14 protein-coding genes and 1 pseudogene are annotated in these 18997 nt (G+C 61.6%); 8 read left to right on the top strand and 7 right to left on the bottom strand.

Features of this window, described 5'->3' with window-relative positions:
• Positions 1-664: 664 nt before the first annotated feature.
• Both HMPREF2635_RS13260 and HMPREF2635_RS12925 read right to left on the bottom strand, forming a co-directional pair.
• Positions 665-1081 carry a hypothetical protein gene (locus HMPREF2635_RS13260; protein ID WP_049154756.1) on the bottom strand — a complete coding sequence of 139 codons (417 nt, stop codon included), beginning with the start codon at positions 1079-1081 and terminating at the stop codon, positions 665-667.
• Entirely contained in the window at positions 1035-1982 is a 948-nt protein-coding gene (locus HMPREF2635_RS12925) for a trypsin-like serine peptidase (RefSeq protein ID WP_158010531.1), read from the bottom strand. Before HMPREF2635_RS12925 ends, HMPREF2635_RS13260 begins: the two co-directional genes overlap by 47 nt.
• A gap of 326 nt (positions 1983-2308) precedes the next feature.
• On the opposite strand from HMPREF2635_RS12925, the pseudogene HMPREF2635_RS13255 reads away from it, so the two are divergent.
• Positions 2309-2525: pseudogene (locus tag HMPREF2635_RS13255) on the top strand (IS256 family transposase); the annotation flags it as partial.
• A 100-nt stretch (positions 2526-2625) separates the two neighbouring features.
• Here HMPREF2635_RS13255 and HMPREF2635_RS04565 read toward each other — a convergent pair.
• Entirely contained in the window at positions 2626-5892 is a 3267-nt protein-coding gene (locus HMPREF2635_RS04565; protein ID WP_246824849.1) for an ExeM/NucH family extracellular endonuclease, read from the bottom strand.
• Positions 5893-6121: 229 nt separating this feature from the next.
• On the opposite strand from HMPREF2635_RS04565, the gene purS reads away from it, so the two are divergent.
• From purS to HMPREF2635_RS04545, 4 genes are all read left to right on the top strand, one after another.
• Positions 6122-6352, top strand: coding sequence for a phosphoribosylformylglycinamidine synthase subunit PurS (gene purS, locus HMPREF2635_RS04560; RefSeq protein ID WP_039676532.1), 231 nt, complete (start codon positions 6122-6124; stop codon positions 6350-6352).
• Complete coding sequence (gene purQ, locus HMPREF2635_RS04555) at positions 6352-7014, top strand: phosphoribosylformylglycinamidine synthase subunit PurQ (RefSeq protein ID WP_049154757.1); 663 nt, start codon at positions 6352-6354, stop codon at positions 7012-7014. The genes purS and purQ overlap by 1 nt, the downstream gene beginning before the upstream one ends.
• A 28-nt stretch (positions 7015-7042) precedes the next feature.
• Positions 7043-9340 carry a phosphoribosylformylglycinamidine synthase subunit PurL gene (gene purL / locus HMPREF2635_RS04550; protein WP_070821325.1) on the top strand — a complete coding sequence of 766 codons (2298 nt, stop codon included), beginning with the start codon at positions 7043-7045 and terminating at the stop codon, positions 9338-9340.
• Between the two features lie 122 nt (positions 9341-9462).
• Positions 9463-10149 carry a DUF3800 domain-containing protein gene (locus HMPREF2635_RS04545; RefSeq protein ID WP_070821324.1) on the top strand — a complete coding sequence of 229 codons (687 nt, stop codon included), beginning with the start codon at positions 9463-9465 and terminating at the stop codon, positions 10147-10149.
• A 186-nt stretch (positions 10150-10335) separates the two neighbouring features.
• Here the strand turns inward: HMPREF2635_RS04545 and HMPREF2635_RS04540 are convergent, their stop codons facing one another.
• Entirely contained in the window at positions 10336-11373 is a 1038-nt protein-coding gene (locus tag HMPREF2635_RS04540) for an alpha/beta hydrolase (RefSeq protein ID WP_070821323.1), read from the bottom strand.
• Between the two features lie 243 nt (positions 11374-11616).
• Here HMPREF2635_RS04540 and HMPREF2635_RS04535 point away from each other — a divergent pair, with 243 nt between their 5' ends.
• Positions 11617-12318 (top strand): PAQR family membrane homeostasis protein TrhA, encoded by a 702-nt coding sequence (locus HMPREF2635_RS04535; protein WP_070821322.1) that lies wholly within the window; start codon positions 11617-11619, stop codon positions 12316-12318.
• A 30-nt stretch (positions 12319-12348) separates the two neighbouring features.
• Here HMPREF2635_RS04535 and HMPREF2635_RS04530 read toward each other — a convergent pair whose 3' ends face one another.
• The 3 genes from HMPREF2635_RS04530 to HMPREF2635_RS04520 all read right to left on the bottom strand — a co-directional run bounded on the left by HMPREF2635_RS04530 (position 12349) and on the right by HMPREF2635_RS04520 (position 16494).
• On the bottom strand, positions 12349-12984 hold the full coding sequence (locus HMPREF2635_RS04530; RefSeq protein WP_046649316.1) for a DUF6891 domain-containing protein: 636 nt from the start codon (positions 12982-12984) through the stop codon (positions 12349-12351).
• Positions 12985-13079: 95 nt separating this feature from the next.
• Positions 13080-15164: an acyl-CoA dehydrogenase family protein gene (locus HMPREF2635_RS04525; protein WP_070821321.1), complete on the bottom strand. Its 2085-nt coding sequence runs from the start codon at positions 15162-15164 to the stop codon at positions 13080-13082.
• A gap of 31 nt (positions 15165-15195) precedes the next feature.
• Entirely contained in the window at positions 15196-16494 is a 1299-nt protein-coding gene (locus HMPREF2635_RS04520; protein ID WP_070821320.1) for an acetyl-CoA C-acetyltransferase, read from the bottom strand.
• A 185-nt stretch (positions 16495-16679) separates the two neighbouring features.
• On the opposite strand from HMPREF2635_RS04520, the gene HMPREF2635_RS04515 reads away from it, so the two are divergent.
• Both HMPREF2635_RS04515 and HMPREF2635_RS04510 read left to right on the top strand, forming a co-directional pair.
• Positions 16680-18020 (top strand): 3-oxoacyl-ACP reductase, encoded by a 1341-nt coding sequence (locus HMPREF2635_RS04515; protein ID WP_049157178.1) that lies wholly within the window; start codon positions 16680-16682, stop codon positions 18018-18020.
• On the top strand, positions 18021-18980 hold the full coding sequence (locus tag HMPREF2635_RS04510) for a MaoC/PaaZ C-terminal domain-containing protein (RefSeq protein ID WP_070821319.1): 960 nt from the start codon (positions 18021-18023) through the stop codon (positions 18978-18980).
• Positions 18981-18997 lie beyond the last annotated feature (17 nt).

The following is an 18997-nucleotide window of genomic DNA, read 5'->3' as shown; positions in this document are numbered from 1 at the left end:
GGTGTAGGTTTGTGAACCCGTCGGGTGTGCTGGCTGCGTGTTTCACGAGCGCAATCCCCGAATTGCGGTAGCGGACGTAGGTTTCAATTGCCCCACCCGCAATCGGAGCGAGAAAAGCCTCTCTTATGAGGGGCTTGACCTGGCTGAGCAGAGACGAACTTAGCGAGTATTCCGGCGTCGCGGGTCAGTGAGTTAGTGGCAGGAAGCTCCGTCAGTAATGCTGGCGGGTGTCCGGCTGCACTGTTGGCGGCGTCTAGCGCGTACTCGGTACTACATGGGGGTGTTGGAGGCGCCACGACTCGGTGGCGTTGCGTCAACTTCTACTTGGAAAAGCTAGTTCTTGTGGCTAACTTCAAACAGATCATCGCGATGTGCATTGAAGGTGATGGGGTCTTTACAGGTTTACAGCCAACTGCCCGTGTAAACACATGCAGATAAGCGTTTGGCGCTCTTGGGGCAGAGGTTTAAAAGCGTTCATTTGTTTGAAAATGATGTTTTGCTGCTGTCATTAAATGCGCCAGCTTCTCATACGGGCGCGTACGAAAGTACGGTTCCCTCTCGAATTAGGTGTGGTTCATTGAAAAGCGTGTGCCCCCAGGAGGTTTCCCTGGGGGCACACGCGTGTTTCTCTTAGCTCTTTAGAACCAAGAAAGTTAGGGCCAATCTACTTAACAACAATCTTTACCATCACCGGCTCGTCATTCACGGTTACTTCCTGACTACCCTCGAGCGCTCGCGCGGAGGAAAGACTGGAAAGCCCTGAACAAGATGCGTTGATGGTATGCGAACCAGGTTCCAACGCGTAGAAGTACACGCCTTTGGCATTAGTCGTGTGTACCTTTTCCTGCGAAAGGCCAATAAGCTTACATTCGCCTGCCGAGTTACCACTGGAGGTTACAACGCGAATCGTTGATTCTCCTGCATTAGGCTTGGACTGCCCATCGTTGGGGAGGCCTTGGCCGACACTGATTGCAACAACTAGGGAAATAATGCCCAGAACGGTACCAATGAGTCCGAGAAGGTTACTGGGGTTATTAATGAGAGCTTGAACCTGAGCTGGAACCGGGATCTGTGGTTGCATTGTTTTGGATCTCCTTAATGTCATTGAAGGTATTTAGCATGCTTGGGCTGATACGTAGGGCACTGTTTTCAGGGCAGCCGAGATCGCTGATGCCATGCGTGTGAATGCCGATGGCAGCGTTGTCTGTGGTATAGACTGGCGAGCCGCTTTGTCCGCCCGTGGTGTCCAAGTTATAGCAGAGTCGAGTTTGGGTTCCTGGTTGAAGGATTCCGCTCATTGTCCACAGTTGTCCGTAGTCGCGAATCAGGCCCTCGCCTTTTTCTCCTGGAAATCCGGTGACAGTTGCTTTTTGCCCGGAGAAAGCGGAAGAAGTATCGCTCGGTTTAATTCCAAACCAGCTGGAAGAAATCGGCTTTGCAAACTTTACAACTCCCCAGTCGTGATCGGCGGACCCGGTAGTGGGGTATTTGGCGGATACCCACTTTTGGGACGCAAAGGTATAAGACCACTGGCTCCAATCTGATGGACGGAAAATGAGCTTTGGAGTCCATCGCTGCTTATCTTTTTCGTAAAGGCAGTGGGCAGCCGTAATGAGAGTATCTGGTGAAATCATCCAGCCAGTACAATGGTTAAAGCCGTCTCGCTGGATCTGGACGATAGCCGGGTTGGGAGATGCCTTTTGCCGATCATCGGTACCGATAATCGAGTAAGTCCCTACCGTGGTTTCGCGGTCTTGGGAGGTCGCCGTGTTTGGAAATCCGGAAAGTCCAACTGCCTCCGTGCCAGAGTTGAGGTCATCGTTATCAGTTGCAATTGGCAGGAATAGCTCCTCGCCTGTTTCTGACACGCCCACCACAGAGTCGTGAAATGCTTGGGTTTGAGCATTTGCTACGGTGGGGGACAGACAGGTTATTGTAGCCACTATTGCTGCGATAGTAGATTTCCGAAGAGAGAACTTCATGAGTATCCTTTGCAGGTGAGAGATGATGATGTGTGGGGTGAACTGGGGTAATTCCCATTCACCTTGCAGTGAATTATGAGGCATCGAAAAGGGCCGTGCAACCGTCAGGCGGTTTGATGTTGCCTCGTGTTCCCCCAAATAGGGGAGGGGTGGCCTCTTGTTTCATCGGGTCCGACTGGCCGGCTGCGCTGGGGATCCTATATAGGTTGCCAACCTCGTGGGTGGGTTAGTCGGGGTTGGTTTTCTCTGCGGGAGCTATATGGACCTGTTGTCTCCGGGCATGACTTGAAAGCTTATCCATGACGGACAAAACTTGGGACCCTTCAGACTGGTGGCTCGATACCCACACCGAAGAACCTGTAGCGCCACTGGAGTTAGCCAAGTAACAAGACTTCGAACGCCAAGGAGAAAAGCACCACGCGCTACCTGGGCGAAAGAAGAACTCAAACGGCGCGGCCACCCAAACGGCGACCAGCCACATACGACGCCCACATCGACTACGAATGGAACCCCAGCCTAGGCGTAAGAAAAGGCTGGGGCGGGGTTCCTAAATCCACACGAAATGTCCGTTACGCTCGGAGAAAAATGACCTTGAGTCCAAGGCTTACATACAAAACGCACACATTAAACTCGGGAGAGCGCTCTATTCAGACTCGGTTGGGACACAGGCAGCGGCAATGATGCCGAGGACTGCCAGCAGGCCGATACCACCAGCTGCGTACTGAGCCTCGCGTGGGATGTTGCGCGTGACGTTGTACGTCAGCGACTCAATTTGCTTCTGTACCGGCTCAAGGCCCGGGATATTGAACTGCGCGCTGATGTTCCCGAGGAAGGCCAGTGGGATGGCGAGGGCTGCTGGGATGGTGAGGCCGAGGACCGTCGGCAAGCAACGCTCACTCACAGAGGAACCACCTGCCGGGGTCGCCGGCTTGTCGCCGGACTTGACGGTTTCTGAGGTGCCGTCGGTGTAGGTGATGACGAGGTTACCGTCGGCATCCGTGGTCACGGACTTAATACCGCGGCCGTCCTTGCCGTCTTTACCGTTTGCGCCATCGCGGCCATCGGTGCCGTCGCGGCCTGGTGCGCCATCGAAGCCATCGCGGCCCGGCATGCCCTGGTCGCCCTTCGAACCGGCGAGGGTACCGAGAATCTCAGAGGTGCCGTCGGTGTAGGTGACGACCACCTCGCCCTTGTCGTTGGTAGTCACGGACTTGATACCACGGCCGCCTTTACCGTCGGCGCCGTCCTTACCGTCCTGGCCGGCATCGCCCTTGTCGCCCTTGTCGCCGTCTTTACCGTCCTTGCCATCGGAGCCGACGACCTTGCCAGCATCCTCGGTGGTGCCGTCGGTGTAGGTGATGATGAGATGTCCATTGTCGTCAATGGTGACGGACTTGATGCCGCGGGCTTCGTCAGTCGGCGCTGGGTCCTCGGTCTTGTCACAGTCCTTAAGATCGTCAGCAGAGCGGGAAACCTGGGCAAGGTTGAAACCCACCTTGACCGGGTCGTGGTCGGAGGAGCGGTAGGGGTTATCGGCCTCAAAGACATCGCCGCCGGTGTAGTTGCGGCGAGAGTACTCCATGGCAATCGGCTCATCGGAGTTGATGTTCCAGGTCTGTGCAGCCTGGGCATCGACGTGCTCGTTGGCCAGGATGTGGTCCAGGGAGCCAATGCGGCCGGAGAACTGGTAAGAGGCCACTGCCTGCCACTCAGACTCCGGGTTGAGTTCCTCAACCGGGATGGTGTAGCCAGCGTTGCGGAAGATGGAGATGGCGTCTTCCTTGGAGTAAGCGTTCAAGTCACCCATGACGAAGGTGGCCTTCTCCTGCCACTGCGGCTGCTTGGACAAACCATCGAGGACAGCCTGGGCGTGGGCATTGCGCACGTTGGGGTTGTTGCCCTGGCCGTCGCCGGTGTCCTTGTCGCCGTTAGCCACCGAACCCTTGGACTTGAAATGTTTGGTGACCACCACGAAGGAATCTGGGCCCTCAGGAGCGCACTTGTCAGCAACCGGCTTGAACTCCGCAGCGAGCGGGGTGCGGGCGGTGCCCTTGAAACGCTCGTCCTCCAGCAAGGTGGCCTCACCTACTGGCTGGACGCGGTCCTTCTTGTAGATGATCGCAGTGCGGATGACATCCGAGTCCGCCGCGGAGTTCGCCGGGGCCTTGACGTAATCCCACTTTTCGGATTCCGCGCGGGTGTTGAGTTCATCTACGAGGTACTTCACAGCATCGTCGTAGGAGCCACCCACGGTATTCGCGGCGTTCTCAATCTCCGACAAGCCAATGACGTCGGCATCGAGGCCCTCCAGCGCGGTGAGGATCTTGCCCTTCTGGTCGTTGAACGCAGACTCCGACCACGCGCCGCGGAAGGTGCCGCTATCAGAACCCACACCGTTACCGAAACGGTCCTTGTACGCCTTCGCGCCGTTGTCCTCACCTAGGTTGATGAAGAAGTTCAGCACGTTAAACGCCGCCACGGTGTAGTCGCCTTCCACCTGCGGGGCCTCCGGACGGGCCGGGTCCCACGTAATCGGCAGGTCTGCGGTGGCAGAGTCACCGGTAATCATCGTGGTGGGCTGGAAGCGCCATTGGTTGTGGCCGTAGCCCAGGATTACGCCGGAGTCCGCAAACTCCACCTGGTTGGTGGTGCGGATGGTCTTCACATCCGAGCCGTTCTGCATGATGTAGGGCAGCTTCGTCGAGGCGCCATCACGGGAGAAGTCGCGCGTGGAACCGTCGTCCAAGATGACGTACTTTGCCGCGTTAGCGGCTTCCATGTTCTTTTGTTCCTGGGTGCCCGGGGAGACAATATCGGTGGGCTGACGCAGCGCCTCAGTGCCCGGCGCTAGCCCGAGCTCGCCGAAGCGGTTGAGACCGTAGTTATCAGTCACGGTGTGCACGCCAGGCTTGAGCAGCATGGACTCGAGCTTCTCTCGCGCCGCATCGCCTTCCGGCAGGGCATCGATGGCCAGCGGGGTGACGGGGGAGAGGGCGTCGTCAAGCGTGGATCCAGTGCTCAACGAGATTTGAGTCTGCCCGTAGTACTCATCAACGGTGCCGGTGACCTCGACGGAATCCCCAATCTCTGGGTAGAAGCCGGTACCACCGGTGTAGACGAAGACGGCCTCGGAGGCCTCGGTCGGCGCGGTCTTTCCCGTGCCCGGGGTCTGGATGGTGAAGCCGTTGAGGGACTTCTCACCCTTCCACACCGCGGTGACGACGCCCTGCGTGGTGACGTTCTGGCCCTTGAGTGGGGACTCCGCGCCGGTGCCTTGAATCCCCGGGATGGTGACGGTCGCGCCTGGCTCGGTCGGGGTGGGGTCCGGTTGCGGGGCTGCACCGCCGGCCGACTTCGGCGTTGGCGCAGCCGCAGAGAAGTCCGCGGAGTTGTCGTCGGTATCGGTCCCCTCGGTGTCGCGCTGGGCGGAGGTGGAGTTGTTCAAGGCTTTGGTGGGGGAGCCCTCGCTGAGCGACGCCGCCCCGTACCCCACGAGGTCCACCTCGGCCCCGGAGGCGTCGTAAAGCTTCACCGAGCCCTTGGAGCCGGACATGGACAGCTTGCCCTCGTGATCCGGGGTGGGCAGCGGATCGCCTGCGCCGCCGCCACCTTCCTGGATGAGGAAGTAACCCCCGGCCGGGATGGAACCGGACAGGTCGTGCTTGCCGCCCGAGTTGCCGGAGGAGGAAAAATATTCGACGGACCAGCCGGAGAGGTCAATGGCGCTATCCGTCGGGTTGTAGAGCTCGATGAAGTCATGGGTAAAAGCGGCACCCTTGTTGCCGCCGCCACCATAGACCTCCGAGATGACGGCAGTGGAGCCATCCACCGCGGCGCCGGCCTGGGGGACAACGACGCAGGTAGACACTAATGCAGCGATGGCGAGAGAGCCGATGCGTGTGAGGCGCATGAGAGGTTCCTTTAATCAGCGAGAAAATGACAACGCATCTGGTTCTACCTGCCTTCGCCGCCACGGGATACCGGAGGACAACGCGCGAGCTGGGGGTTAAGCCGGGATTCCCCAAGAATTCTTCAGCCGTTTGGTTTGAATTCACCACCCCCAAAGATTCCGAATCTTTCCCGCTGGCGGGATAGACTGGCGGGGCACCTATACTCACGCACAGTAAGGCAGAATTTTCATGGCTCGTGTAGTTGTCAATGTCATGCCCAAGGCCGAGATTTTGGACCCGCAAGGTCAGGCCGTCGTCCGCGCGCTGGGCCGCCTGGGGGTTGCTGGTGTCAGCGACGTGCGCCAGGGCAAGCGCTTTGAAATTGAAGTCGATGATTCGGTCAGCGCCGAGGAACTCGAGAAGGTTGCGTCCACCCTTCTGGCGAACACCGTGATCGAGGACTACGAGGTTATCCAGTAATGAAGATCGGCGTTATTACCTTCCCCGGCACGCTTGACGACGTCGACGCGGCCCGCGCCGCCCGCACCGCCGGCGCCGACGTCGTGTCCCTGTGGCATGCGGACGAGGACCTGCGAGGAGTGGACGCCGTCGTTGTTCCCGGCGGCTTTTCCTACGGTGACTACCTGCGCTCCGGCGCCATCTCTGCGCTGGCCCCGGTCATGCGCGCGGTGGTGGAAGCAGCGAATAAGGGCATGCCGGTGCTCGGCATTTGCAACGGCTTCCAGATTTTGACGGAGGCCGGCCTGCTGCCCGGCGCCTTGACCCGCAACCAGGGGCTGCACTTCCACTGTGTGGATACCTACCTCGAGGTGGCGAACGCGCAGACCTCCTGGACCAGCGAGTTTGAGCAGGGCCAGCGGATCCTGATTCCGGCTAAGCACGGCGAGGGCCGCTTCCAGGCGGACGCGGAGACCGTGGAGCGCCTCGAAGGCGAAGGCCGCGTGGTCTTCCGCTACACGGATAACTTCAATGGCTCCATCAACGACATCGCCGGTATCACCAACGAGGCCGGCAACGTGGTGGGACTCATGCCGCACCCGGAGCACGCCATCGATCTTCTCACCGGCCCGTCCACCGACGGTCTGGGTTTGTTTGTGTCCGCCCTCAAGGTCGTCGCTTAACCCGCGCCGACGGTTATAAGGAGAAACAATGACCGTACACAACGACACCGTCGAGCAGGCGGCCGCGCAGCCCGAGCTGGAGCAGCCCTACCGCGAGTTGGGCCTGAAGGATGACGAGTACGCGCACATCCGCGAGATCCTGGGCCGCCGCCCCACCGACGCCGAGCTGACCATGTACTCGGTGATGTGGTCGGAGCACTGTTCTTATAAGTCCTCCAAGACGCACCTTCGCTACTTCGGCGAGACCATGACCGAGGAGATGGGCTCCAAGATCCTCGCCGGCATCGGTGAGAACGCCGGCGTGGTGGACATCGGAGACGGCAACGCGGTGACCTTCCGCGTGGAGTCCCACAACCACCCGTCCTACGTGGAGCCGCACCAGGGTGCGGCCACGGGTGTCGGCGGCATCGTCCGCGACATCATGGCGATGGGTGCGCGCCCGATTGCCGTGATGGACCAGCTGCGCTTCGGCCCGGCTGATGCCCCCGACACCAAGCGCGTTTTGCCCGGTGTTGTCGGCGGTATTTCGCACTACGGCAACTGCTTGGGCCTGCCCAACATTGGCGGCGAAACCGTTTTTGATGAGTCCTATGCGGGCAACCCGCTGGTCAACGCGCTGTGCGTGGGCACGCTGAAGGTGGAGGACCTCAAGCTCGCTTTTGCCTCCGGTACCGGCAACAAGGTCATGCTCTTCGGTTCGCGCACCGGCCTCGACGGCATCGGTGGCGTGTCCGTGCTGGCTTCTGACACCTTCGAGGACGGCGCCGAGCGCAAGCTGCCGGCCGTGCAGGTGGGTGACCCGTTCGCGGAGAAGGTTCTCATCGAGTGCTGCCTGGAGCTGTACAAGTCCGGCATCGTCGTGGGCATCCAGGACTTGGGCGGTGCGGGCCTGGCCTGCGCCACCTCCGAGCTGGCCGCCGCCGGCGATGGTGGCATGGAGATCAACCTGGACAACGTCCCGCTGCGCGCAATGGATATGACCGCTGCAGAGATCCTCGCCTCCGAGTCCCAGGAGCGCATGTGTGCCGTGGTGACCCCGGAGAACGTGGAGAAGTTCAAGGAGATCTGCGCGCATTGGGATGTCACCTGCGCTGAGATCGGTGAGGTTACCACCGGCAAGCACCTCATTATCCGCCACCAGGGCGAGGTCGTCGTGGACGCCCCGGCCGGCACCATCGCGGACGAGGCCCCGGTCTACGACCGCCCCTATGCCCGCCCGGAGTGGCAGGATGCGCTGCAGGAGTTCCAGGGCGTCGAGAAGCAGGACCTCACCGTGGCGCTGAAGAAGCTCGTGGCCTCCCCGGCGCTGTGCTCGCGTGATTTCATCACCAACCAGTACGACCGCTACGTGCGCGGCAACACCGTGCAGTCCCACCACGCGAACGCTGGTGTGCTGCGCATCGACGAGGAGACCGGCCGCGGTATCGCGGTATCGGCTGATGCTTCTGGGCGCTACACCAAGCTGGATCCGAACATGGGCACCCGCCTGGCGCTGGCGGAGGCCTACCGCAACGTCGCTGTGACCGGTGCACGCCCGGTCGCCATCACCAATTGCCTCAACTATGGTTCCCCGGAAAACCCGGACGTGATGTGGCAGTTCCGCGAGTCCGTGCATGGGCTTGCCGACGGTGCCGTGGAACTCGGCATCCCGGTCTCCGGCGGCAACGTCTCCTTCTACAACCAGACCGGCGAGGAGCCGATCTTGCCGACGCCCGTCGTGGGCGTCCTGGGCGTTATCGACGACGTCCACAAGTCCATCGGCAACGAGCTTGGTCTCGTGGAGGAGCCGGAGGTCCTCGTATTGCTGGGTGAGACCAAGGATGAGTTCGGTGGCTCCATCTGGCAGCAGGTCAGCGCTCGTGAGCAAGGAAATGAGTCGGGGAATGGTTTGAATGGTCTGCCGCCGCAGGTGGACCTGGCCAACGAGCAGCGCCTCGCGGACTTCTTCGTGGGCAACGAAGGCTTGACCGCTGCACACGACATCTCCGAGGGTGGCCTTGCCGTCACCGCATTCGAGATGGCCAAGCGCAGCGGCGTGGGCTTGAGCCTGGACCTGTCCAAGGTCCATGAGGATGCCTTCGTGGCTGCCTTCTCCGAGTCCGCCTCCCGCGTGCTCGTGGCAACGACCGCGGACCGCGTCGACATGCTGCTGCAGCGCGCCGAGGAGTGCGGCGTTCCGGCCGTCGTCGTGGGCCAGACCACCGACAACGGTCAGCTGGAGCTCGGCGGCGAGTCCATCGCCGTTTCTGAGCTGCGTGAGGCCTGGGCAGCAACCCTGCCGGACCTCTTCGGCCACGCGGTCGGGGCCAACTCCGTCGTGGAGTAAACCACACGCACTGCAATCGGGCAGGGTTCTCGCCAAGGCGAGGCCCTGCCCGCGCTGTCTAATTGCTCCAATCAGCGTTGTAGACTATTAGCAATAGCTGCGTACGGGGCTGGGGAATAGAGATGGAAGACGTGAAGAGAGAAAGGACTTTGTATGTTTTTCTCGATGAGTCGGGGGATATGCAGTTTGGTGCAAAAGCCTCCACGCACTTCCTAATCACAGCATTTTGCACTTTCGATCCAGCAGGCACTGCGATGAGACTGCAAGCGCTGAAGTATGAACTTATGGCAGCGGGGAGCGAAGACCTTGAGTTTCATGCAACAGAGAATTCGAAAGGAACGCGAAAGCGGGTAATAGACCGAATTAATGAGCTCGATCGGTGCCGTGTCCACACGATTTGGGTGGATAAGCGAATGACGCATCCGACTTACCAGTCTCCACCGCAGCTTTTAGGGCTTTTTGCTGGTGCAATGGGGAAGTGGATTAATGCGGTGTGGGGAGACTCAGAGGTAGGCGAAGTAATCTTAATTTTCGACTCTGTTCTTACTGGCAAGGAAAGATCGGCGTTTGAAAAGAGGATAAAGCCTCTGTTGAAAGGTTTACAGCTAAAGTTTCGTGTGCTCTTTCATCCAGTAAAACAGGATTTGAACGGTCAGATTGCTGACTACTTTTCTTGGTCATGGTTTCAGAAAATGGAACGAGGCAAGGGACAGTACGTTCAAGCACTTTCGCGGCGGCACAATTGGGATCAATTCAATATGTTTTCGGCGGGAAAGACCTATTATTGGAGTGGTCCGGTCCGAAAATAAGCGACCGCCCCACCTACCGGCGTAAGCCGGAAAGCCTTCAGGGGCTCTTTCGGTGGGGCGGAACCTTTCGCCTTGAGTTTAGACCTTCATCGCGTGGGGAGGCAAGGGGGGTAATTTGGAAATGCCGGAGACGGGAGCGAGGGGCTGATCCCGCAGTGAGGCGGTAATCTCCTAGGAACCAACTACCTACGCGCCGATGGTGCGGGCGATGGTCTGGTCCCAACTCAGCTTCATTTGGCGGGAGAAGAGGCCGAAGGTGTGCGAGCCTTGGGGGCTGAAGTAACGGTTCACGCGCACCCCGGCGTTGCGGGCGTTGCGGGTGAATTCCTCCGAGCAGTGGTTGGCCACCATCTCTATCGCGCGGGGCCCGAGCCACTGGCTGGGCTTGTTCGTGCCATCGATGGGGCCCGGGGTGCCGGAGGCCGAGCCCACGAAGACCTCGACGTCGCGAAGGCGGCCGGGATTAGCGTTGGGGTCGTGGTCGAACCACTGCGGGGAGCCCGGCAGGCCCCACGCGTTGAAGGAGGAGCCGCCGCCGTAGGCCATCATCGCGGTGGAAGTGGGGAAGCCAATCGCGCCGGAGCGCACCGGGCAGCCGGAGTAGGAGGCCGCGGCCTTGTAGCGCTGTGGGGCGTGGCCGGCGATGTCGAGTGCAGCACCGCCGGTGGAGGAAACACCACCAATGGCATCGCGGCCGGTGCCGTGGAATTCGGCGTCGATCAGCGGGGGCAACTCAGTGGTCATGTAGGTGTTCCACTTGTTGACGCCCAAGATGGGATCCTCGTTATCCCAATCGGTGTAGAGAGAATAGGCGCCGCCGAGTGGCATCACCACGTTGACGTTCTTGCCCACGGCCCATTGGCGAATATCGGTGTGCGTCATCCAGTTCATGCCCGCTTGGCCGCCCTCCACGCCGGGCAGCAGGTAGAAGGAGGGGCGCGGCTTATCACTCTCGGGGAGCAGGACGTTATTGGAAATCACCGCACGGTTGGCCGGGGACCACACGTCCACCACCCAGTGGTTGCCGCCCATGTGGCGCTGTGAGGTGATGAAAGGCTCGTCGCCCAGCCAGGGCTGCGGGTTGGTCACGCGCGAGGAAACCTCGCCGATCGTGCTGGACTGAGCGGAGGCGGAGCCGACGCCTGCCGGCGCCGCCCCCAGCGCCACCATGGCGGCTGCGAGCCACGCCGTGGTGCGGCGAGGAACTGAGACATAGGAAAACACAAATAGTGAAGTTTACTTTGTCGGCGCCTTCGAACTGCACATAGCGGCAGAAAACCTTGCGGTAACTTTCGCTTAGCCCTTGTCCGCTGCAGCGCCCCGCCGTATAGTTACGGGTACGTAAGTTTTGAGGGTGAATGCGTTATTCGCATGACCCTCATTTCAGACAAGGCAAGGGCCCTCACTATGAACGCACCCAGTGCTCACATATCCTCCCCGCAAGAGTTTCCAGTTGAAGACAGCTCTATGCGCGAACACAGCACGATGGAGCAGCTCATCCAGCGCACCTATTGGATGGCGGACCGTGGTCCGCGTCCACTGACGCGCGGCTGGGGCCATTTCTTTGCCGCGATTGCTTCCCTCATCGCATCGACCGTCCTCATCACCTTTGGGTGGATGACGCTGCCGTGGTGGCAGGGGCTCGCGGTGACGGTCTACTGCGTGGGAGTGGTGGGGCTCTTTACGGTCTCGGCCCTGTACCACCGCTGGCCGTGGGTATCGATGCGCGCGGTGCAATGGTGGCGGCGTGCTGACCACGCGACGATTTCTGTGTTTATCGCGGCAACGTATACGCCGCTGTGCGCCATCGTGCTGGAGCCGACGCAGGCGCTATGGATGCTAACCGCGGCGTGGGTGGGCGCCATCATGGGCGTGGTCTTGAATTTGGTGTGGATCAATCATCCGCGGTGGTTGGATGTGGTGGTCTACCTCGTCCTAGGCTGGCTCATCCTGCCGCTACTGCCGAACCTGTGGCAGTCCGCGGGACCGGCTGTAGTGTGGCTGCTGTTCGCAGGTGGGGTGGTCTACTCGCTGGGTGCGTTGATGTACGGCTTCAAGTGGCCGGGGCGCAACGCGCGCTGGTATGGCTACCACGAACACTTCCACACCGCGACGATTGCCGCGGCGGTGGTGCACATGGTAGCCATCTGGATGGTTGTGGTGGGCTAGCCCTATACAGGGCTAGCGTTGCGGGGCCATTTACTCGGCATCGGTGAGATCTTCGGCGAGGGGGAATTCGAGAGCGACGTCCTGGCACAGAACGCGCGCTGTCGTCGAGCCATTCCACTCGGGATCGAAGCCCACGGCGCGTAGGGCCTCGACGAGTTGCTCGCCGACCTTGATGGTTGCTTCTTCGTTTTCCTCCATCGCGGAGAAACCGAAGTACAGCTCGCCGTCGTAAATAACTCGGCTGATGTCCTGTCGGTGGCAGTAGGCATAGCCGCTGCGGCCTTCCTTCTCAGCGAGCTTGGAGCCTACCCAGACGCCGTCTGAGAGATCCCAGGCCTCGTTGAACGTGAAGGAGATATCGCGCTGAGCAAGCTCCTCGCGCAGGGCTTCGAGGCGCTTAACATCCTCCGACTTTTCTGTGACCAACCGGCCGTATTCTGCGGCAACTTCGTCGATGATGGTGTCAAAATCCTCTGGATAAGGTTCCTCGTAGCTGGCCTCCCATTCGGAGGGGTCATCGAGGACTTCAATGTAGTCGTTGTGGATGTCCTGGCGAGATTCGCCGTGGCAGAGGCGCAATGCGATGTCATTGCGAAGCGGGCTTGGCTCAAGGAGATCATCGGAGGGTGGGAAGGAACTGGAGAACATCGGATGCTGTGTGGTCATAGCTCAGAGAGTAAACAGTCCCTATCGCTACTGGCAGAAAACTAGGGAGAGCACCCCGCCGGATGGCGGAAGTGCCCTCCCTATGCGTGGAGTGACTAGACGTGGAGCGGATCCACTCCAGCCTCGGTGAGCATCGGGATGTTGTGTACCTCAGGCGGAACGCCGAAGGCATCGACGAGCACGACGGACCACGGTGCCAGCGAATCCACGAGGTCGTTGATGGCGGCGCGGGCGGCCTTGATGCGGCCTGCCGGGATCAGGTTGTGTTCCTGGTACCAGCCCGCGTGCTGGACCAAGGTGTCGAAGACGAAGAGGTGGCGCAGCTGCTCAAAGACCTGGCGTGCCAGCGAACCTTCCTCAAGGCGCTCCTCGGCCTCAATCATGGCCTGGACCAACAAGGTATCCACGCGGGCCCAGCCGGCGGCGATGAGGTGATCCTGGCACTGGTCCATGATGGCGGCAGCCTGCACCTTATCAGCCTTGCGGGCCGGCTGGATGCGGCGCACGAGGGAGAAGAGGATGGACTGGGCGCGGTCGTCGATGAGCTTGGCCTGGTAGGTGGCGTCGAAAAGCGAAGCTTCTGAAGGATTCACGCGGTCCACGAGGCTTTGCAGGCGGGTGGTGAATCCATAGCGGCGACGAACCACATCGGTGGCGGTGGAGGCCGCGTATTTCACGGTGTCCCACGGGCTCATGTCATTCATCGCGCGGCCATAGGCGGTGAGCAGGTTCTTGCCCACCATCTGGATGAGCACGGTGTTATCGCCCTCGAAGGTGGCGAAGACATCGGAGTCGGCACGGTAGGTAGTCAGGCGGTTCTCCGACATGTAGCCAGCGCCGCCGCAAGCCTCGCGGCATTCCTGGATGGTGCGGGTGGCGTGCTGGGTCTGCGCAGTTTTGATGGCCGCGGCCAGGGATTCCATCTCGCGGGAGGCGAACTTCTGCTCCTCGGTCGGCTCCGTCACTGACCAGGTGCCAGCCTCGTGCTGATCGTTTTGCTCCTGGTAGCGCTCCAGAATCTGGTTGTAGAGCAGGTGCAGCGCATAAGTGCGGGCCAACGGAATGAGCAGACGGCGGCGGTGCTGGCGGTGCTCGATGAGGCGCTTCTCAGCGCCGGTCGCGCCCTCAAACTGGCGGCGGCGGTTGGCGTAGCGGATGGCGATGTCCAGGGATGCCTCGGTGGCCGCGCCCGCCGCACCGGAGACGCCGATGCGGCCGCGGATGAGAGTGCCCAGCATGGTGAAGAAGCGGGCATTCTTGGACTCGATGGGGGAGGTGTACTTACCCTTCTCATCGACATCGGCGAAGCGGTTGAGGAGGTTCTCGCGCGGCACGCGGACATTGTCGAAGCGCAGGGTGCCATTGTCGACGCCCACCAAACCACCCTTGTGGCCATGATCGCCCAAGGTCACGCCCGGCAGCTCGTTGCCTTCTTCATCGCGGATCGGGACGATGATGGCGTGCACGCCGTGGGAGCGGCCATCGCTGTCAGGGGTGATCAGCTGGGTGAAGACGACGGCCGCACGGCCGTCCTTGGCGGCGTTGCCGATGTAGTTCTTCACCGCGGAATCGGAGGGGGTGTTGATGACGAACTCGTTGGTCTCTGGGTCGAAGGTGGCGGTGGTTTCCAGGGACTGCACGTCAGAGCCGTGGCCGCGCTCGGTCATAGCGAAGCAGCCTGGCAGCTCCAGGCTGGCGGCTTTCTTGACCCACTCGAGGTGGCGTTCAGTGCCGAGCTGATCCAGGGCGCCGCCCCACAGGCCCCACTGCACGCCGGACTTAATAGCCAGTGAACCATCAACCCAGGCTAGGCCCTCCAGGGTGAAGGTGGACAGGTTCGGCTTACCGGAACCGCCGTTGGCGCGGCGCAGGCCGTGGTTGAAACCGCCGAAATCGCGGACCTTGGAGAGGTTGTCAAAGGTGTGCTGGCGCTGCTCTGCCATCGGCAGGTCCGGCTTCGGGAAGAGCGAAGGGTCGTTGAGGAAGGTGCGCAGCTCCTGGCGGAAGGCGGCGTGGGGGCCGTCGAGAAGCGCAGCCAGTTCTGTGGCCACTGAGGGCTTCGGGGTGGTGGGCAGGCGGTGCGGGCTGCGGGCCTCGGCCTTGGGGGCGTCGGTCGTGGCTTGATTGTTGAGTTCTGGTGAGACGGGTTTCGTGTCCGAGGAGGACTTGGTGAGTGCCATGGTGGGGTTCCTTTCTGGGGAGGGAAGTTTCTTAACGCTCGACGATGGCTGCAACACCCTGTCCACCGGCCGCACAGATGGAGACGAGGGCGCGCCCGCCACCGTTTTCTTCGAGAATCTTGGCGGTGGTGGCGAGGATGCGGGTGCCGGTGGCGGCGAAGGGGTGCCCAGCGGCAAGGGAGGAGCCCTTGACGTTGAGCTTGGCGCGGTCGATGGGGCCCAGCGCAGACTGCAGGCCGAGGCGCTCGCGGCAGTAGGTCTCGTCCTCCCATGCGGACAGGGTGGCGAGTACCTGGGAGGCGAAGGCCTCGTGGACTTCGTAAAAGTCGAAGTCCTGTAGCGACAGGTTGTTGCGCTCCAGCAGGCGCGGGACCGCGTATGTGGGGGCCATGAGAAGCCCGTCGGGGCCGTGGACAAAATCGACCGCCGCGGTCTCGGAATCGACGAGGAAGGCGCGGGGCTCGATATTGTGCTCGGCTGCCCACTCCTCGGAGCTCAGCAAGGCGACGGAGGCGCCGTCGGTCAGCGGTGTGGAATTGCCCGCGGTCATGGTGGCCTGCGTGCCGTGCTGCTCGGCATCCCGCTTGCCGAAGACCGGCTTGAGCTTGGCCAGGGCCTCCAGGGAGGAATCCGGGCGCAGGTTGGTATCGCGGTTGACGCCGAGGAATCCGGTGGTGAGGTCATCGAAGAATCCCTCTTCCCAGGCCTGATGGAGGTTCTGGTGGGAGGCGAGCGCCAGCTCGTCCTGGGCTTCGCGGCTGATGTTCAATTCGCGGGCGGTGATGGCGGCGTGATCACCCATGGAGAGTCCGGTGCGCGGCTCACCGTTCTGTGGCTGTTCCGGGGCCAGCTGCGAGGGACGGATAGAGCCGATGAGCTGGGCGCGCTGCGCAGCGGTCTTGGCGCGGGTGAGGTTGAGCAGCGTGCGGCGCAGCGTGTCATTGACGGCCAGCGGGGCATCCGAGGTGGTGTCCGTGCCTCCTGCGATGCCGGCGGAGATTCGGCCCTGGGCAATGGCATCACCGACGTGGATAGCTGCCGCCAGGGAGGTGCAGCAAGCCTGCTGCATGTCGAGTGCTGGAGTGGTCGAGTCGAGCGCGGAACCGAGGACCGACTCGCGGGTGAGGTTGAAATCGCGGGAGTGCTTGAGCACGGCACCGGCGGCGACGAGTCCGAGGCGTTCGTCGTGAAGCCCGTAGCGCGCCACGAGGCCGTCGAGCGCACTGGTGAGCATATCTTGGTTGGACGCGTGAGCGTACTGCTTATTGGAGCGAGCAAAGGGAATGCGGTTGCCACCCAGGATGGCTACGCGGTGCGGGGGGTTGGTCATCAAAAACTCCTTCGCGAGTGGTCTGGTGCGAATCGCCCCAGTGGGAGGGGGTGGAAATCCCACCGAGCGTTTCGCATCACAACTAAGGTGATATTGTTAGTTCTATCACTCAATTAACGGGCCTTGCAACTAGCAAAATAATGCTCGCAAGGTTGTGAAGATCTCAGAAAGGAATGCGTCACCTTATGCCGCACGTCACCATTGCCGAGAAGCTCATCAACTCTCCGCTTGCCGCCAAAGCGGGTGTACCCCAGGGCCACCCCCTGCGTCGTCATAAAGTAGGCGAACCGGCGCTCGATGGCCCCATCGTCATTGGCGGCCAGGGACGCATCGCCGACTTTCTTCGCTCCCAGCTAGCCGTGGATTACCAGATCATCAACGCCTCTGCGGAGGCCCCGCGCGCCGCCCTCGTCTTCGATGCCACCGGCCTAGAGACCCCCGAGCAGTTGCGCGAGCTGTATGACTTCTTCAACCCACAGATGCGCAACCTCCTGCCGTGCGCGCGCCTCGTGGTTGTCGGCACCACCCCGGAGGCTGCAGATACTATCGACGCCCGGATTACCGCGCGCGCACTCGAAGGCTTTACGCGCTCCTTGGCCAAGGAGATGCGCAAGGGCGGCACCGTGAACCTGGTGTGGGTAGATCCTGCGGCCACCGCGGAGGTGGAGTCCACCCTCCGCTTCTTCCTCTCCGGGAAGTCGGCCTTCGTGGATGGCCAGGTGGTCCGCGTGGGCGCGGTGAGTGAGGGCTCCCCCGCACGCGGAGGTGAGTCAGCGAAGTGGGAGAAGCCGCTCGACGGGCGCCTCGCGGTGGTCACCGGTGCTGCTCGCGGTATTGGCGCTACCATCGCCGAGGTGCTGGCCCGCGACGGTGCCAGCGTCATCTGCATCGACGTCCCGCAAGCTAGCGAACACCTGGCGAAGACCGCGAACAAGGTCAAAGGCACCGCGCTGCCTCTCGATGTCACTGACCCTCAGGCCGCGGACAAGATTGCCCAGCACGCCCAGGAGCGTCATGGTCGAGCTATTGACGTCATCGTCCACAACGCTGGAATCACCCGCGACAAGCTGCTGGCCAACATGAACGAGGGGCAGTGGGACGCTGTCCTTGCTGTTAACCTGCTGGCACCGGTACGCATTACCGAAAACCTCCTCGAATCCGGAGCCCTCGCGCCGGGGGCGGCCGTGGTTGGTGTGTCCTCCATGGCCGGCATTTCCGGCAACCGCGGCCAGACCAACTACGCCACGACGAAGGCAGGCATCATCGGGCTCGTTGATTCCTTGCGCTCCGTCTTGGCGGAGAATGGCTCCACCATCAACGCTGTTGCCCCCGGATTCATCGAAACCGCCATGACTGCGGCGATGCCCACTGGGCCGCGCGAAATCGGCCGGCGCCTGAACTCACTGCAGCAAGGTGGTTTGCCTGTCGACGTCGCGGAGACCGTCGCCTTTTTCGCTGCCTCGGCCTCCGCCGCGGTGAGCGGCAACACGGTCCGCGTGTGCGGCCAGAACCTCATGGGAGCATAAATGAACGTCACCACACTCAACGAGATTCCTGACCTTCCCGCCCTTTACCGCTCACTCATGGTAGGCGCGGTGCCCATCCCCGGGCTGGGGGCCGGCAAGCGCAAGGTCGACGACCCGCAGACCGCCTACCGCGTCGAGGGAGTGCGCGTCGATACCGCGCACCTGGCTCGCTACTGCCAAGCCACGGGCCTGCGCCTGGGCAATGAGTTGCCCGCCACCTACCTGTATGCGCTGGCCTTCCCACTCGCAATCAAGGTGATGGCGGCACAGGACTTTCCTTTTCCCGCAGTCGGCGTGGTGCACCTGTCGAACCGCATCGAGCAGACCCGCCCGCTACGCGTCGACGAAAGCTGCGACATCTCCGTGCACGCGGAAAACCTCCGCCCGCACCGCAAGGGGCTGGTCATCGATATGGTGACCACGTACAGCGTGGGTGGTGAGGAGATCTGGCGCCAGACTTCGGTTTTCCTAGGCCAGGGCGCGAAATTCACCAAGGACACCCCGCGGCAGGTGCGAACGCGCCCTGAAGCCGAGCGCTTCCTCGACTTCCCTGATGATGAGGCGGGAACGCCCACGGCAACGCTGCGCTTTAGCCCCGAGAGCACCCGCGTTTATGCCGCGGCATCCGGCGATAAGAACCCCATCCACGTCTCCACCGTGGGCGCCAAGCTCTTCGGTTTTCCCGGGCCCATCGCGCACGGCATGTATACGCACGCCCGGATGTTGTCGGTGCTCGACGGCACCCTTTCAAGTGCTGTACGCATCAGCGCGGACTTCTACAAGCCGGTTATTCTTCCGGCGACGACGGGCGTGTTTGTGGCTCCGAGTGTCGCCACAAACACTGAGGCCGGAGCGCGCGTCGCTACAAACACTGAGGTCGGAGCGCGCGACGTCACGTTGCGCAAAGCCAAGGATCCGAGCACCCTCCACGTGGCGTGCCGGGTTGAGCCTCTGAACTAGCTGCGTGGTGCTGGATT

It is taken from the genome of Corynebacterium sp. HMSC035E02 (genome assembly GCF_001836065.1).
GTDB classification, from domain to species: domain Bacteria; phylum Actinomycetota; class Actinomycetes; order Mycobacteriales; family Mycobacteriaceae; genus Corynebacterium; species Corynebacterium hiratae.
Note: the sequence above shows the minus strand (reverse complement) of the source record. Positions and strands in the feature narration are given on the sequence as shown.